Here is a 15,831-nt window from a genome sequence, read left to right on the forward strand (position 1 = left end):
GCTGCGCTCAGAAGGTCTCGCGCAACATGCGGGCGACGCCGGACTGCCATTCGGGCAGCACGAGGCCGAAGGTCGATTGCAGCTTGCTGGTGTCCAGTCGCGAGTTGTGCGGGCGCGTCGCGGGCGTCGGGAATGCGGTGGTGGGCACGGGCTCGACCGCTTCGGGGCCGGCCTTGAGTTCGACGCCCGCGGCCTTGGCCTGCTCGATCACGAAGCGCGCATAGCCGTGCCACGTGGTCACGCCACCGGCCACCGCGTGATAGAGCCCGGCCTTCGCCGGGTCCTGCAGCGTCGCGCGAATGGCGTGCGCGGTGATGTCGGCCAGCAGTTCCGCGCCGGTGGGCGCGCCGAACTGGTCGTCGATGACGGTGAGCTTGTCGCGCTCCTTGGCGATGCGCAGCATGGTCTTGGCGAAGTTGCCGCCGCGCGCGGCGTAGACCCAGCTGGTGCGAAAGATCAGGTGCTTGGCGCAGTGCTGCGCCACCAGCTGCTCGCCTTCGAGCTTGGTGCTGCCGTAGACGCTGAGCGGGCCCGTGGCATCGTCTTCTTTCCAGGGCTCGCTGCCGCTGCCATCGAAGACGTAGTCGGTCGAGTAATGGACCATCAGCGCGCCGATCTGCTGCGCCGCTTCGGCCACCACGCCGGGCGAGGTGGCGTTGAGCTTGCGGGCAAAGTCGGGCTCGCTCTCGGCCTTGTCGACCGCGGTGTGCGCGGCGGCATTGACGATGACGTCCGGGTGCACCTTCAGCACCGTTTCGGCCAGCTGCTCGGGGCGGCTGAAGTCGGCGTGGAAGTCGGTGCTGTCGAAATCGAGCGCGACCAGTTCACCCAGGGGCGCGAGGCTGCGCTGCAGTTCCCAGCCGACCTGTCCGCCCTTGCCCAGCAGCAGCAGCTTCATGCGGTGGCTTTCGCAGATCCGGCAGTTCCGGCCGGTGCGGCGTCGTATTGCTTTTCGACCCACTCGCGGTACGCGCCGCTTTGCACGTTGCGCACCCACTCGCCGTTCGCGAGGTACCACTCGACGGTCTTGCGGATGCCGCTGTCGAAGGTCTCTGCGGGCTTCCAGCCGAGTTCGCGCTCGAGCTTGCGCGCGTCGATGGCGTAGCGGCGGTCGTGGCCGGGGCGGTCGGTGACGTAGGTGATCTGTTCCTTGTACGGCTTGCCGTCGGCCTTGGGGCTCAGCTCGTCGAGGAGCGCGCAGACGGTGTTGACGATCTCGATGTTGGGCTTCTCGTTCCAGCCACCCACGTTGTAGGTCTCGCCGAGCCTGCCCGCTTCGAGCACGCGGCGGATGGCGCTGCAGTGGTCCTTCACATAGAGCCAGTCGCGCACCTGCATGCCGTCGCCGTACACGGGCAGCGGCTTGCCTGCGAGCGCGTTGACGATCATCAACGGGATGAGTTTCTCGGGGAAATGGAACGGCCCGTAGTTGTTCGAGCAGTTGGTGGTGACCACTGGCAGGCCGTAGGTGTGGTGCCAGGCGCGCACGAGGTGGTCGCTGGCGGCCTTGCTGGCCGAGTACGGGCTGTTGGGCTCGTACTTGTTCTCTTCGGTGAAGGCCGGGTCGGTCTTGGAGAGCGAGCCGTAGACCTCGTCGGTCGACACATGCAGGAAGCGGAAGGCGGCCTTCTGGTCGGCCGGCAGCGCGCTCCAGTAACCGCGCACCGATTCGAGCAGGCGGAAGGTGCCGAGCACGTTGGTCTGCACGAAGTCTTCAGGGCCGTGGATCGAGCGGTCGACATGCGATTCGGCCGCGAAGTTCACGACGGCGCGCGGCTTGTGTTCGGCCAGCAGGCGATCGAGCAGTGCGCTGTCGCCGATGTCGCCCTGCACGAAGATGTGGCTGGGGTTGTCCTTGAGCGACGCGAGCGTCTCCAGGTTGCCCGCGTAGGTCAGTTTGTCGAGGTTCACGACCGGCTCGTTGCCTTGCGCAATCCAGTCGAGCACGAAGTTGGCGCCAATGAAGCCGGCGCCGCCGGTTACCAGGATCATGGGATTCCCTGTTGTTTGTCTGAACGATCGCCCTCGGCGAATGTGAATAGAAGATTATCCCACTGGCCCGCAGGGCCGAAATCCAGGCTTGGTGCCCTCGAAAGCCCCACCTACAATCGCCCCACTGCAGGAGAGCGGGCCACCCCGGTGGCCCTACCGAAGGCGCAAACTCCCATAAACGCTCAGGTCGGCCCGAACAGGGGGTCAGTACTGCATCACATCGAACGCCGTCTGGAGAGCCATCGCACCCGCAAAGGTGTCGCGATGCACCGAAGGAGCAAACCCGTTGCAAGGTGCAACAGAGGTGAATCTCTCAGGTACCGAGGACAGGGGGAGCGGCAACTTGGACGGCGGACGTCCGGTTGCTTGCTATTGAACCAATAGCACCCAACAGCATCTTGCCCGCCATTCAAGCGCTGCACCTCAAAGGTACCTGCAATGCGCGTGATCGTTCTTGGCGCCGGCCTGCTCGGCGTGACTTCGGCTTATTACCTCCAGCAACTCGGCCACGAAGTGACCGTGATCGACCGGCAGGCCACCCCGGCCGCCGAAACCAGCTTCGCCAATGGCGGGCAAATATCAGTCAGCCACGCCGAGCCCTGGGCCAACCCCAGCGCGCCGCTCAAGGTGCTGCAGTGGCTCGGCAAGGAAGACGCCCCGCTGCTCTTTCGCATCCGCGCCGACATGCGCCAGTGGCTCTGGGGCCTGCAGTTTTTGCGCGAATGCACGCCGGCGCGCACCAGGCACAACATCGAACAGATCGTGCGCCTGGGCACCTACAGCCGCGACACGCTGCAGCAACTGCGCCGCGACACGGGCCTGAGTTACGACCAGCGCACGCAGGGCATCCTGCATTTCTATACGACGCAAAAGGAGTTCGACGGCGCGCTCAAGCCGGCCGAGCAGATGCGCGCTCTCGGCTGCGAACGGCTGGTGATCTCGGCCGACGAGGCCGTGAAGATCGAGCCCGCGCTCGCCCACATCCGCCCCCAGCTGGCCGGCGCCACCTACACGGCCGAAGACGAATCCGGCGACGCCAACCGCTTCGCGCGCGAGCTGGTCGGCCTCGCGGCCGCGGCCGGCGTGAAGTTCCTCATGAGCCACACGGTGACCGCGCTGCGCGAAGCCGGCGGCAGCATCGACCACGTCGAGGCGACCGACAGCGAAGGGCGCTTTCAGCGCATCCGCGGCGATGCCTTCGTGCTGGCGATGGGATCGCTCAGCCCGCTGTACGCGGCGCCGCTGGGCATCCGCCTGCCGATCTATCCGGCCAAGGGCTATTCGGTGACGCTGCCCGTGAAGGACGCGTCGAAGGCGCACCAGGTCTCGCTGACCGATGACGAATTCAAGCTCGTGTTCTCGCGCTACACATCGGAGTCGGGTGACCGCCTCCGCATCGCCGGCACGGCCGAACTCAACGGCTACGACCGCGACCTGAACCGCGTGCGCTGCGAAGCCATCGTGCGCCGCGTCGAGGAGCTCTTCCCCGGCGCCGGCGACACCACGCAAGCCCAGTTCTGGACGGGCCTTCGCCCCGCGACCCCGAGCAACGTGCCGATGATCGGCAAGACCAAGCTGCCGAACCTGTACCTGAACACCGGCCACGGCACGCTCGGCTGGACGCACGCGTGCGGCTCGGGCAAGTCGATCGCGCGGATCGTGAGCGGGCTCGTGCCGGAGGTGGACTTTGCGTTCACCGGCATGCCGGCGCCGCAGCCGCGCGTGCTGCAGCCGGCCTGACCGCGGCCCGTCAATCCTTGCTGGTGAACACCGTCAACACACCGGTGTAGCCATACAGGTGGTGCCGGGCGATTTCGCCCGCGGCGAAGAAGCCGACCAGCGGCACATCGCCCAGCGCGTGGCGCACGATCTGCAGCTCGGCGCCCGGTGCGCCGAAGTGCGGGCCGCCACGGCCCGAGCAGCTCACGTACACCGCGCCCGCGATGCGGCGCGCCGGGTGCGGCGCTGCTTCGGCTTCGCCGGCGGCGACGGCGCGGGCGGTGGCCAGCGTCTGCTCTTCGGGCTCCAGCTCTTCGCGGATCTCCGCGCAGATGCGCATCAGGTCCGCGCGCGCAGCCTGCGCGTTGCGGCGGCAGAAGGTCAGCCGCATGCCGGCCTCGGCCGTGTCGGCGATCGCGATGCCGCGGCGCGTCGGGTCCAGGCCGATGATGTGGCGCACCAGCACGTCGGCGCCCAGGTCACCGGTGCGGCGCACGCCGTCGCTGCCCGCGTCGGCCAGGCCGACCAGCGTGTTGCGCACCGCGTCGATGGCCTCCTGCGGGCGTTCGAGCGACACCTGCAGGTCGGCCAGCAGCACGTCCAGCGCGGGCTCGCCGTCCAGCTTGAGCAAGAGGTTGCCGTCGGCCTCGGTGATCTCGCGCTCGCGCACGCCCGAGCGCAGCGGCTGGCAGCCCTGCGTGACGCGCGACACCAGCCGCACGCCCTCGCCGAACACCACGCCCGACAGGCCCCCCGAGAACACGCCGCCCGCAGCGCCGTGCCCGCGGATGTTGCCGTTGCCGCCGACCGCGAACTGCAGCGCGCCGCCGCGGCCCGACGAGAGGCCGCCGAAGAGGTAGCCGGTGTCGACGCGGCCGGCCATCTCGCCGATCAGCTCGGTGAGATCGGGCGTCGCGGGGTCGGCGTGCACGAGCGCGGTGTGCGCCTCGAACCCGCTCATCTCCGAATTGCCCAGCGGCGCCACGCCCGAGAACACGCGGTACTGGTCGCTGGGCAGCGCGCAGAGCATGAGGCTCATGCCGGGCTCGTCGAAGTACTCGGCGTTGTTGGCCGAGACGCCGATGCCCACGGTGCCCGACCAGTCGGTCACCTCGGGCAGCTCGGCGCCGAGGTGATCCAGGATCTCCTGCGCCTCGGCCGCGTAGTGGTCGGTGATGTAGAGGAGCCCGAGCGTGGGCGACGACGCGTAGTCGGGCAAGGCCATTTGCGCGCGCAACTGGGCCAGCACGAGGCCGGCCGCCATGCGCCATTGCGGATGGGTGGCATGACCCGTGGGAAACAACTTCATGATGCGTGCCAACCCGTTCTCTTCAAAAGTGGAATGTGTGTGACGTCAGCGGCGGCCGGTGGTTCGCTTGCGGGCGGCGGCCGACGTCTTTTTCTTTGCGGCGGGCGTTGCCGCCTTCTTGGCCGAGGTTCTTGCCGCGGTTTTGGCTGCGGGCTTCTTGGCGGCGGCCGTCTTGCCCATCGCCTTGCCGACCGCATCGGCCAGCGGCTGGGCCATGGCGGGGACCTTGAGCTGGGCGGCGTCCTGCAGCGCCGAACTGGCGATCTGCTGGAACTGCTCGGTCAGCGAGCCCCACCATTGCATCGGATCGACCACGCCGGCGCCATCGGCGGCGGCAGCCTTGCTGCGCGGCTTTTTCTTCGGTGCCGGTGCTTCTTCTTCCTCGATCTCGGCCTCGTCTTCTTCCTCGACCGGTTCGGGTTCGGGGGCGGCGGCTGCGAAGGGCGCGGGCGCCGGAGCGGCGGCTGCCGCCTGCTTGGTGAACGCGCTGGCCAGGTCTTCCATCCGCACGTTCATGCCGCGCAGGGTCGAGAGCGTCATCTTCTGCACCTCGAGCGCCTGGATCGTGGCCTTGAGCGCATGGCCGTTCTGCTCGAGCCAATACTGCACGGTCTTGAGTTCCTGGATGCGCTTGTCGACTTCTTCCACGCTCAGCGTGGGCGCCACCCAGCTCGCCAGGCTCGGGATGCCCGGCACCGCCGATGCCGCGCCGGCGCCCGCCGCGGCGCCCCCGGCCAGGTTCTTCAGGAAGTCGAATCCGGGGACGAACTGGCTGAAGTTGAAGGGTTGGCTGGCGTTGGTCATGCGGGAGGTCTCCAGGCTGGGTTTTCTTGTGCTGCCAGCTTACTCCAAGCCCCTGGGCTTTGGCCCGCCAGGCGCCGCCTTTTACCCGCCGTCAGAGCTCGCTTCGAACCTTGCTGAAGACCTTCCAGAAAGTGGCGTCCTGCGAGGTTGCGAAGTTGATCCGCATCATGGTGCTCGGTGGCCGGCGCGCGTGGAAGAGCGAACCCGGCGCGAGCAGGTAGCCCTGGTCGAGCATGCGCTGGGTGAGCGCGTCGGTGTCCACGCCCGTGTCGACCCAGCCGAAAAGCCCCGCCGGCTCCGAGGCGAAGGTGCAGCCGTGCGACATCGCAAGCTTCACCGACCGCCCGCGCGCGCCCTCCAGGCGAATGCGCACGCGCTCCGAATGCCGGCGCAGCTGGCCCTGGTCGATGCACCACGACAACGCCCGCTCGAAGAGCGTGGGCGAGGTGAGCGTGGCCAGCAGCTTGGTCTCCAGCAGCCGGTCCTTCAGCGCGGGCGGCGCGGCCAGGAAGCCGATGCGCCAGTTGGGCGCGATGATCTTGGCGAAGCCGCTCACGTAGACGGTGCGCTGCAGGCCGTCCAGCGCGCACAGGCGCGTGGCGTGCTCGGGCGCGAGGTGGCTGTAGGTGTCGTCCTCGACGATGTGGAAGTCGTGCTCGTTCGCCAGCTTGAGCACCCGGTGCGCGCTCCCGGGCGTGAGGCTGTAGCCGGTCGGGTTGTGGAGCACGCTCACGCTCACGAAGAGCTTGGGCTTGTGCAGCGCGCAGTACTGCGCCATCACGTCGAGGTCGGGCCCGTCGGCGCGCCGCGGCACGGGCAGGATGCGCATGCCCAGCGCCTCCAGCCGCGCGAATTCGAGCGCCCAGCCCGGCTCCTCGACCATCACCGGATCGCCCGGGCGCAGCAGCGTGCGGCTCACGATGTCCAGCGCATGCGTGGCGCCGATGGTGGTGATGATCTGGTCGGGCGCGGCCGGCACGTTGATGCCCACCAGCTTCTGCGAGAGGCTGCGGCGCAGGCTCATGTCGCCGGCGGGCTCGCCGTATTGCAGCGACAGCTCCTGCAGCACGGCTGTACTGGTCATGCGCCGCACGGCCGTGGGCATGAAGGTGGACGACATCCAGTCCGGCGGAAACACGCCCATGCCCGGCTGCGGCTTGTCGCTCGGGCGGTGGAACATGCTGCGGATCAGCGAACTCGCATCGGCCGGCACGCGCGAGGCCATCATCTGCACGGCCATGGCCGCGGGCATGTCGCCCACGCCGACGGCGTCGGCGGGTTTGCCCGGACGGCCGTCCTGGCCCTGCGCCGAATCGCGCACGTAGAAGCCGCGTTGCCGGCGGGCTTCGACGAGCCCCTGCGCGAGCAACTGGTCGTAGGCCGCGACCACCGTGTACGGGCTCACGCCCTGCTGCCGCGCGCATTCGCGCACCGAGGGCAGCCGGGCGCCAGGCGGCAGCAGCCGGGTGCGGATGCGCTCGGCCAGGCGGTCTGCGAGCTGGCCGGTCAACGACTGGGTGGAGGTTCGTGTCAGCATGCTGTGTCGAGGTGCTGTGTCGATGGGGTCACCAATACAGATGCCTTGTTTGTCCGGCCATCTGTACTGGAACTGTAATGGTCTCAAGTTTAGAGTGTGTGTCATGAACTGGCAAGAATTCACCGCGCTGCTGGTGTTGGCCACGGCGATGAGTTTTTCGCCCGGCCCCAACACCACGCTCTCCACCGCCCTGGCGGCCAACGGCGGCCTGCCGCGCGCGATGCGCTTCGTGGTCGCGGTGCCGATCGGCTGGACGCTGCTGCTGGCGATCTGCGCGGCGGGCCTGGGCGCGCTGGTGGTGGCGGTGCCGCCGCTGCGCCTGGCGATCAAGGGACTGGGCATCGCCTACCTGCTGTGGCTCGCGTACAAGCTCAGCGGCAGCGGCACGCTGGGCCGTGCCGACAGCGCAAAACTCACCGTCGGCTTCGGCCAGGGCGTGATGCTGCAGTTCGTCAACATCAAGGCGTGGCTTCTCGCGCTCACGCTGGTGGCCGGATGGATCGCCGGCCAGCCCGACGCGCTCTCGCGCTTCGCCATCGTCGCGCCGGTGATGCTGTTCTATGCCTTCGTCAGCAACTTCGCCTATGCGCTGGTCGGCGCGCTGCTGCGCGACTGGCTCGCCAAGGGCAAGCGCCTCCTGTGGTTCAACCGCGCGATGGGCCTCGTGCTCGTGCTCACGGCTTGGTGGATGGTGAGCGTATGAGCCGCCGGGCCGCTCCCCACGCGAATGCCGCAGCGCGCAGCGCGGAGGCTGCGCAATGAGCCGCCGCCTCGACATCAAGGACGAAACGCTGGGCATGTGGCTCGGCGTGATCGGTGTGGCGCTCTTCGCGGTGACGCTGCCGATGACGCGGCTGGCCACCGGCACGCAGGCCGCGCCGCAGCTCTCTCCCTGGTTCGTCACGCTCGGGCGCGCGGCGCTGGCCGGCGTGCTGTCGGCGGTCTTCCTCCTGGTCACGCGCTCGCCCCGGCCCGCGCCGCACCAGTGGCGGCCGCTGGGCATGGCGGTGCTGGGCAACTGCGTCGGCTATCCGCTGCTGCTGGCCTACGCGCTGCGCGTGGTCACCGCCAGCCATGCGGCCGTGGTGACGGCGCTGCTGCCGCTGGTGACGGCCGCGGTCGCGGCCTGGGTGCTGCACCAGCGCGCGCGGCTGGGCTTCTGGCTCTGCGCGGTCGCGGGGAGCCTGCTGGTGGTGGCGTTCTCGGTGCTGCGCGCGAATCAGGCGGGCCACGGCTTCGGTTTCGAATGGGCCGACCTGCTGCTGGTGGGCGCGGTCATCGCGGCCTCCTTCGGCTACATCTACGGCGCGCAGGTCACGCCCTCGCTGGGCGCCGAGCGCGTGATCTGCTGGGTCTGCGTGATGGCGCTGCCCTTCACGCTGCCGGCCACGCTGGCGCTGTGGCCGACGCAGCCCATCGCCACGGCATCGTGGCTGGGCTTCGTGTACGTGGGCATGTTCTCGATGTGGATCGGCTTCTTCGCCTGGTACCGGGGTCTCGCCCTCGGCGGCGCGCTGCGCGTGAGCCAGACGCAGTTGCTGCAGCCCTTTTTGTCGATCCTCGCGTCGATCCCGATCCTGGGCGAGCCGCTGGACGTGGTGACGCTGGGCTTCGCGATCGCGGTGGTGGCCACGGTGGTGATCGGCAAGAAGCTGTCGCAACCGCAGGCGGCGCCCGCCGCTGCGCCGCTGCCTGCGGGCAATGGCGTCGCGGCCGGAAGAAGCCGATGACCGCACCCCATCACGCCGGCTGCAACAAAATCCCTGTTGCATCCCTTGGCGACCTGCCATCGAATCTCACCTCACCCGCCTGAAAGAAGAACGCCATGAACTGGAAACTCGCCGCCCGCGCCGCCAAGATGAACCCGTCGGTGCTGCGTGAAATCCTCAAGGTCACCGAACGCCCCGGCATCATCAGCCTGGCCGGTGGCCTGCCCTCGCCCAAGACCTTCCCGATCCAGGCCTTCGCCGACGCCTGCGCCGAGGTGCTGCACAACGACGGCCAGGCCGCGCTGCAGTACGCCGCGAGCGAAGGCTACGCGCCGCTGCGCCAGGCCGTGGCCGACATGCTGCCGTGGAACGTCGACCCCGCGCAGGTACTCATCACCACCGGCTCGCAGCAGGGCCTGGACCTCGTGGCCAAGGTGCTGATCGATCCGGGCAGCAAGGTGCTGGTCGAGACGCCCACCTACCTCGGCGCGCTGCAGGCCTTCGGCCCGATGGAGCCGAACCCGGTCAGCGTGGCGAGCGATGAAGACGGCGTGATCGTCGCGGACCTGGTCGAGAAAGCGAAGGACGCGCGCTTCGTCTACCTCTTGCCCAACTTCCAGAACCCCACGGGCCGCACCATGACCGAGGCGCGCCGCGCCGCCGTCTCGGCCGCTGCCGCCGAGGCGGGCGTGCCGATCGTCGAGGACAACCCCTACGGCGAGCTCTGGTTCGACGAAGCCCCGCCGCTGCCGCTGACCGCGCGCAACCCCGAGGGCTGCATCTACCTGGGCTCGTTCTCCAAGGTGCTGGCGCCCGGCCTGCGCCTGGGCTTCCTGGTGGCGCCGAAGGCCATCTACCCCAAGCTCCTGCAGGCCAAGCAGGCGGTGGACCTGCACACGCCGATCTTCACGCAGCGCATGGTGTCGGCCGTGATGAAGGACGGCTTCCTCGACCGCCACGTGCCCACCATCCGCGCGCTCTACAAGCGCCAGCGCGACGCGATGATCGCCGCGCTCACCCGCGAGATGGCCGGCCTGGACGTGAAGTTCAACGCGCCCAAGGGCGGCATGTTCCTGTGGGCGCGGCTGCCCGAGGGCGTCGATACGGTCAAGCTGCTGCCCAAGGCGGTGGAGCGCAACGTGGCCTTCGTGCCCGGCGCGCCGTTCTACGCGGGCCTGGGCGATCCGCGCACGCTGCGCCTGTCGTTCGTGACGGCCAGCGTCGAAGAGATCGACACCGCCATCGCAGCGCTTGCGCTCACGCTGCGCGAAGAGCTGGCGCTGCTGGGCGAGCACAAGCTCGCGCCCGCACCGGTGTGAGGGAGCGGGGACGATGATCGGCATCGCGACGCTCTCGCTCTTCCTGCTCGCCGTGCTGGCGCTGTTCCTCTCGCCCGGGCCGAACATGGCCTTCGTGCTCTCGCACGGCGTGGCGCACGGGCCGCGCGGCGGATTCGCGGCGGCCGTCGGCATCTCGGCCGCCGACCTGGTGCACACGCTCTTCGCGGCGACCGGCGTCACCGCGCTGGTGGCCGCCTGGCCGCCGTCGTTCGACGTGCTGCGCTATGCGGGCGCGCTGTACCTGGTGTGGCTCGCGGTGCAGGCGTTGCGCAGTGGCGGCCTGCGCATGAATGCGCAGGCCCAGCCCTCGGGGTTCGGACGCATCGTGCGCATGGCGCTCGTGAACAACCTCGTCAATCCGAAGGCGCTGCTGTTCTTCATGGTGTTCCTGCCGCAGTTCGTCGATCCGTCGCACGGCAGCGTGGCACTGCAGCTGGTGCAACTGGGCGTGGTGCTGTCGGTGGCCGCGCTCGCCTTCAACACGCTCTTGGGCGCCTGCAGCGGACAGGTCGGCCGCTGGCTGCAGCGCCGGCCCGGTGCCGAGAAATTCCAGCGCACGTTGCTCGCGCTGGTGATGGTCGGCCTGGCCATTCGCCTCCTGATGCTCGACCGACCCGTGGCCCCGATGGCCGCATTGCCTCCACAAGGACACTGACACCATGCTCAACATCTGGGGCCGCATCAGCTCGATCAACGTCCGCAAGGTGGTGTGGTGCGCGCAGGAGCTCGGGCTCGATTTCCAGCGCACCGAGGCCGGCGGCAAGTTCGGCGTGGTGCAGACGGCCGAGTACCTCGCGCTCAATCCGAACGCGATGGTGCCCACCATCGACGACGGCGAAGGCGCCGAGCGCGTGACGCTCTGGGAATCGAACGTGATCGTGCGCTACCTCTGCGCGAAGCATTCGCACGGCACGCTCTATCCGAGCGAGCTGCCCGCTCGCTTCGACGCCGAGCGCTGGATGGACTGGCAGCAGACCACGCTCAACCGCGCGAGCCGCGACGCCTTCGTGCAATGGGTGCGCACGCCGCCCGCCGAGCGCCAGGCCGCGCTCATCGACGCCTCGGTGCGCCAGAGCGAAGCGCTCTTCGCCGTGCTCGATGCGCACCTGGCGCGCCAGCCCTTCCTGGCCGGCGAGCGCTTCACCATGGCCGACATTCCGGTCGGCTGCGAGGCACATCGCTGGTTCAACCTGCCGGCCGCCGAGTACCACCGGCCGAGCTGGCCGAACTTGGAGCGCTGGTACGCCGACCTCTTCTCCCGGCCCGGCACGCGCGGCGTGCTTGATCTCTCCCTCGAATGAATCCGATGAAATCCCGCCCTTTCAAGCAAGTCGACGTCTTCACCGCCACCGCGTACTACGGCAACCCGCTCGCCGTGGTGATCGATGGCCAGGACCTCGATGACGCCGCCATGCAGCGCTTCGCGCAGTGGACCAATCTCTCCGAGACCACTTTCCTCCTGCCGCCGACCGAGCCGACGGCCGACTACCGCGTGCGCATCTTCACGCCCGGCGGCGAGCTGCCCTTTGCCGGCCATCCGACCATCGGCACCTGCCACGCGTGGCTGGAGGCCGGCGGCAAGCCCAAGGTGGCGGGCCGCGTGGTGCAGCAGTGCGGCGCGGGCCTCGTGCCGCTGCGCCGCGAGGGCGAGCGCCTCGCCTTCGCCGCGCCGCCGCTCAAGCGCAGCGCCCCGAGCCCCGCGCTGCTTGCCAAGGTGGCCGGTGCGCTGGGCCTGAAGGCGCAGCAGGTGATCGCGGCGCAGGTGCTGGACAACGGCCCGGTCTGGTTCGGCCTGCTGCTGAACGATGCCGACGCCGTGCTCGCGCTGCAGCCCGACCACCGCGCGCTCAAGGAACTGGGCGTGAAGGCCGGCGTGGCGGGCGTGCCCGCGGCGCACGACACGTCGCTGCTCATCGGCCGCTCCAACCGCGAGGCGCGCGCCTTCGGCAACCGCCCCGCGACGCCGAACGACGACGGCGCGAAGATCGACCTGGAAGTGCGCGCCTTCGCCGAGCCGATCGGCGTGCAGGAAGACCCGGTCACCGGCAGCCTGAACGCGAGCCTGGCCGAATGGCTGATCGCCGACGGCCACATGCCCGAGCGCTATCTCGCGGCGCAGGGCCAGTGCCTGGGCCGCGCGGGCCGCGTGTACATCGAGCGCGACGCCGAGGGAAAGATCTGGGTCGGCGGCGATGCCGTGACCTGCGTCGACGGCAACGTCACGCTGTAGCCAGGAGGAGCCCGCGCATGCACGCCGAACTCGACCACCTGGTGATCGCCGCCGCCTCGCTGGCCGAGGGCGTGGCGTGGTGCGAAAAAACGCTCGGCGTCACGCCCGGGCCCGGCGGCGCGCATCCGCTCATGGGCACGCACAACCGGCTGCTGAACGTGGCGAGCGATGCGTTCCCGCGGGCCTACGCGGAGATCATCGCGATCGAGCCCGGCAAGCACCCCTCGCGGCCCGGCACGCGCCGTTGGTTCGACATGGACGACACCGCGCTGCAGGCGGGCCTCGCGCAGCACGGCCCGCGGCTCATCCACTTCGTCGCGCGCGTGCCCGACGCCGCCGCCGCAACGCGCGCGCTGGCCCGCGAGGAGCATGCGCACATCGACCGCGGCCACCTCATCGAAGCCTCGCGCGACACGCCGGCCGGCCGCCTCGAATGGCAGATCACGTTGCGCGACGATGGCCAGCGCCTGTTCTACGGTGCGCTGCCGACGCTGATCCAGTGGGGGCCGGTGCATCCGGTCGATGCCATGCCCGCATCGGGCCTGGCGCTGCGTTCGCTGCGCGTCGCACACCCGCGCGCGCCCGCGCTGTCGGCGGCGCTCTCGGCCATCGGCATGAAAGCGCTGCCGGTGGACGCCGGCCCGCCGAACCTTGTCGCCGTGTTCGATACGCCGCGCGGCCCCGTCACGCTCGAATCCAAGGGACTCTGACCCTCATGCTGACCCTCACCGAAATCGCCTGGTTCGCCCTCGCCTCGCTGCTGCTGGCGCTCACGCCGGGGCCGAACATGATCTATTGCGTCTCGCGCACGCTGATCCAGGGCCGCCGCGCGGGAATGGTCTCGCTGGGCGGCGTGCTGATGGCCTTTCTCGTGCACCTGTTCGCCGCGGCGCTCGGGCTCACCGCGCTGCTCTTGGCGGTGCCGCTCGCGTTCGATGCGATCCGCATCGCCGGCGCGGCCTACCTGCTGTGGCTCGCGTGGCAGGCGGTGCGCCCCGGCGGCAATGCGCCGTTCGAGGCGCGCGCGCTGCCGGCCGATCCACCGGGCAAGCTGTTTCGCATGGGCTTTCTCACGAACCTGCTGAACCCGAAGGTCGCGATGTTCTACCTGTCGTTCTTTCCGCAGTTCATCCATCCCGAGCGCGGCTCGGTGCTGCTGCAGAGCGTGCAGTTGGGCATGGCGCAGATGGCGGCGAGCGCGACGGTCAACACGGTGATGATCTTCGGCGCCGCGAGCATCACGGCGGTGCTCTCGCAAAGCGCCGGCTGGCTGCGCGCGCAGCGCTACGTGATGGGCAGCGTGCTGGCCGCGCTGGCGGTGCGGGTCGCCCTGACCGAACGCAAGTAAACAACAAAAGGACGCCCGTGAAATTCACCCGCGAAGAGATCGACGCCGCCCAGCGCACCGTGCATGCGGCGATGCCGCCGACCCCGCAATACACCTGGCCGCTGCTCTCGCAGCGCCTGGGCGCGACGCTCTGGGCCAAGCACGAGAACCACACCCCCGTCGGCGCCTTCAAGATCCGCGGCGGCCTCACCTATTTCGAGACCCTTGCGCGCGAGCACCCCGAGGTGCGCCACGTGATCAGCGCGACGCGCGGCAACCACGGCCAGTCGCTCGGCTTCGCGGCGCGGCGGCATGGACTGGCAGCCACCATCGTCGTGCCGCACGGCAACTCGCAGGAGAAGAACGCGGCGATGCGCGCGCTGGGCGTCACGCTGGTCGAGCATGGCGACGATTTCCAGGCGGCGTCGGAGCACGCGGCGCTGCTGGCCGAGCGCGACGCGCTGCACCGCGTGCCGTCGTTCCATCGCGAACTGGTGCGCGGCGTATCGACCGCGTATGTCGAGTTCTTCAGCGCGTTCAAGGATGCGCCGCCCGACGTGCTGTTCGTGCCCATAGGCCTGGGCTCCGGCTTTGCCGGCGCGGCCGTGGCGCGCGCGCATTGCGGCGTGACCACAAAGATCATCGGCGTGGTGTCGGCGCACGCCACCGCGTACCGCGACTCCTTCCGCGCGGGCAAGCCGGTCGAGTCGCCGGTCAGCACGCGGCTGGCCGACGGCATGGCCTGCCGCGTGCCGGTGCCCGAATCGGTCGAGGTGATCCTGCGCGAAGCCGACGACGTGATCACCGTCACCGACGACGAAGTGGCCGAGGCGATGCGCATCCTCTTTTCCGACACGCACAACGTGGCCGAAGGTGCGGGTGCCGCCGCCTTGGCGGGCGCGCTTCAACAGCAGGCGCGCTGGCGCGGCAAGACAGTGGGCATCAGCGTGAGCGGCGGCAATGTCGATTCCGACATGTTCGCCGGCGTGCTCGCGCGCAGCGCTTCTTCCTGAAGGCGGATCAGGGCAGCGGCTGGGTGTTGGCCGTGTCCAGCGGCAGGCGCGACACCTCGGCCAGCAGCAGCGCCAGTTGCTGCGCGGCGGCGTCGATCACCGCCTGCCCCTTGGCGGCCGTCGCCGCGGCCGCATTGCCGGCCGCGCCCTGGGCGTTGTAGTCCTCCATCGCCCAGCCGAGCTTGGCGCTCTTGCCGTTGCCCAGGATCGCGTAGTCGGCCGCGCGCTGCTCGGAGGTCGAGCGGAAATCCTTCGCCTCGCCCATGCGCACGCGCTGCGGCGTGAGCGCCAGCATCATCGAGGTCTCGACCTCGCCCGCGTGCACGCCGAAGCGGTGCTCCTGGGCACTGAACTGCGCGCCCGCATCGCCCAGCGGCAGGTTGAACCAGCTCACGCTGTAAACGATGAGCCCGTGCGTCGCGCGCAGTTCGCGCGCCACGATGTCCATCGCGCCCACGTGGCCGCCGTGCGCGTTGAAGAGCACCAGCTTCTTCACGCCCGCGCGCGCGACGCCCGCGCCGATTTCGTTCCAGACGCGGATCAGCGTCTCCGCCGAGAGCGTGAGCGTGCCCGCGAAGCGCGCGTGCTCGGGGCTCAGGCCGATCTGCTGGGTGGGGAGGAAGAGCACCGGCAGTTCCGCTGGCAGCAGCGGCAGCGACGCGGCCACGATCCCGTCGGCCAGCACCGTGTCCACGCCCAGCGGCAGATGCGGCCCGTGCTGCTCGGTCGCGCCCAACGGCAGCACCGCGACGGTGGCGGCCGCATCGAGCGCCGCGAAATCGCGCGTGGTGAGCTGGGACCAGAAACGGGGAAGGGTTCGCAACGGGGACGAAGGGGCGTTCATTTCGCGA

Annotated in this window: 16 protein-coding genes and 2 riboswitches; of the genes, 10 read left to right on the forward strand and 6 right to left on the reverse strand. The window is 69.5% G+C overall.

Annotated features, from left to right (window positions below; all coding sequences use genetic code 11):
* Window positions 1–7 precede the first annotated feature (7 nt).
* On the reverse strand, window positions 8–898 hold the full coding sequence (gene rfbD / locus ACZYRS_RS29435) for a dTDP-4-dehydrorhamnose reductase (protein WP_463422040.1): 891 nt from the start codon (window positions 896–898) through the stop codon (window positions 8–10).
* Window positions 895–1,992, reverse strand: a complete 1,098-nt coding sequence (gene rfbB, locus ACZYRS_RS29440; protein WP_463422041.1) for a dTDP-glucose 4,6-dehydratase — start codon at window positions 1,990–1,992, stop codon at window positions 895–897. Before rfbB ends, rfbD begins: the two co-directional genes overlap by 4 nt.
* Before the next feature lie 117 nt (window positions 1,993–2,109).
* Window positions 2,110–2,202: riboswitch (glycine riboswitch) on the forward strand.
* An 11-nt stretch (window positions 2,203–2,213) separates the two neighbouring features.
* Window positions 2,214–2,332, forward strand: a riboswitch (glycine riboswitch).
* A gap of 98 nt (window positions 2,333–2,430) precedes the next feature.
* Between rfbB and ACZYRS_RS29445 the strand changes: the two genes are divergently transcribed.
* Complete coding sequence (locus tag ACZYRS_RS29445; RefSeq protein WP_198786368.1) at window positions 2,431–3,732, forward strand: D-amino acid dehydrogenase; 1,302 nt, start codon at window positions 2,431–2,433, stop codon at window positions 3,730–3,732.
* Window positions 3,733–3,742: 10 nt separating this feature from the next.
* On the opposite strand, the gene ACZYRS_RS29450 is transcribed toward ACZYRS_RS29445, so the two are convergent.
* The 3 genes from ACZYRS_RS29450 to ACZYRS_RS29460 all read right to left on the reverse strand — a co-directional run bounded on the left by ACZYRS_RS29450 (window position 3,743) and on the right by ACZYRS_RS29460 (window position 7,361).
* Window positions 3,743–5,020: an FIST signal transduction protein gene (locus ACZYRS_RS29450; protein ID WP_463422042.1), complete on the reverse strand. Its 1,278-nt coding sequence runs from the start codon at window positions 5,018–5,020 to the stop codon at window positions 3,743–3,745.
* 45 nt (window positions 5,021–5,065) lie between these two features.
* A complete protein-coding gene (locus ACZYRS_RS29455) occupies window positions 5,066–5,824 on the reverse strand; it encodes a PhaM family polyhydroxyalkanoate granule multifunctional regulatory protein (protein WP_463422043.1) in 759 nt (252 codons plus the stop codon).
* Between the two features lie 91 nt (window positions 5,825–5,915).
* A complete protein-coding gene (locus tag ACZYRS_RS29460) occupies window positions 5,916–7,361 on the reverse strand; it encodes an aminotransferase-like domain-containing protein (protein ID WP_463422044.1) in 1,446 nt (481 codons plus the stop codon).
* 103 nt (window positions 7,362–7,464) lie between these two features.
* On the opposite strand from ACZYRS_RS29460, the gene ACZYRS_RS29465 reads away from it, so the two are divergent.
* From ACZYRS_RS29465 to ACZYRS_RS29505, 9 genes are all read left to right on the forward strand, one after another.
* The gene (locus tag ACZYRS_RS29465; RefSeq protein ID WP_198786372.1) at window positions 7,465–8,064 is read left to right on the forward strand and encodes a LysE family translocator; all 600 of its coding nucleotides are present in this window, start codon (window positions 7,465–7,467) and stop codon (window positions 8,062–8,064) included.
* A 55-nt stretch (window positions 8,065–8,119) separates the two neighbouring features.
* On the forward strand, window positions 8,120–9,091 hold the full coding sequence (locus ACZYRS_RS29470; RefSeq protein WP_463422045.1) for a DMT family transporter: 972 nt from the start codon (window positions 8,120–8,122) through the stop codon (window positions 9,089–9,091).
* A 95-nt stretch (window positions 9,092–9,186) separates the two neighbouring features.
* Window positions 9,187–10,389, forward strand: coding sequence for an aminotransferase-like domain-containing protein (locus ACZYRS_RS29475; protein WP_463422046.1), 1,203 nt, complete (start codon window positions 9,187–9,189; stop codon window positions 10,387–10,389).
* A gap of 13 nt (window positions 10,390–10,402) precedes the next feature.
* The gene (locus tag ACZYRS_RS29480; RefSeq protein ID WP_463422047.1) at window positions 10,403–11,065 is read left to right on the forward strand and encodes a LysE family translocator; all 663 of its coding nucleotides are present in this window, start codon (window positions 10,403–10,405) and stop codon (window positions 11,063–11,065) included.
* Window positions 11,066–11,069: 4 nt separating this feature from the next.
* Window positions 11,070–11,711 carry a glutathione S-transferase gene (locus tag ACZYRS_RS29485; protein WP_463422048.1) on the forward strand — a complete coding sequence of 214 codons (642 nt, stop codon included), beginning with the start codon at window positions 11,070–11,072 and terminating at the stop codon, window positions 11,709–11,711.
* A 5-nt stretch (window positions 11,712–11,716) separates the two neighbouring features.
* On the forward strand, window positions 11,717–12,640 hold the full coding sequence (locus ACZYRS_RS29490) for a PhzF family phenazine biosynthesis protein (protein ID WP_463422049.1): 924 nt from the start codon (window positions 11,717–11,719) through the stop codon (window positions 12,638–12,640).
* A 17-nt stretch (window positions 12,641–12,657) separates the two neighbouring features.
* Window positions 12,658–13,350 (forward strand): VOC family protein, encoded by a 693-nt coding sequence (locus tag ACZYRS_RS29495; protein ID WP_463422050.1) that lies wholly within the window; start codon window positions 12,658–12,660, stop codon window positions 13,348–13,350.
* Between the two features lie 5 nt (window positions 13,351–13,355).
* Window positions 13,356–13,988, forward strand: coding sequence for a LysE family translocator (locus tag ACZYRS_RS29500; protein WP_463422051.1), 633 nt, complete (start codon window positions 13,356–13,358; stop codon window positions 13,986–13,988).
* Window positions 13,989–14,005: 17 nt separating this feature from the next.
* Window positions 14,006–14,980: a threonine dehydratase gene (locus tag ACZYRS_RS29505; RefSeq protein WP_463422052.1), complete on the forward strand. Its 975-nt coding sequence runs from the start codon at window positions 14,006–14,008 to the stop codon at window positions 14,978–14,980.
* Window positions 14,981–14,987: 7 nt separating this feature from the next.
* On the opposite strand, the gene ACZYRS_RS29510 is transcribed toward ACZYRS_RS29505, so the two are convergent.
* Window positions 14,988–15,824, reverse strand: a complete 837-nt coding sequence (locus ACZYRS_RS29510) for a creatininase family protein (protein ID WP_463422053.1) — start codon at window positions 15,822–15,824, stop codon at window positions 14,988–14,990.
* Window positions 15,825–15,831: the final 7 nt, after the last annotated feature.

The organism is Variovorax sp. AC194 (genome assembly GCF_979257995.1).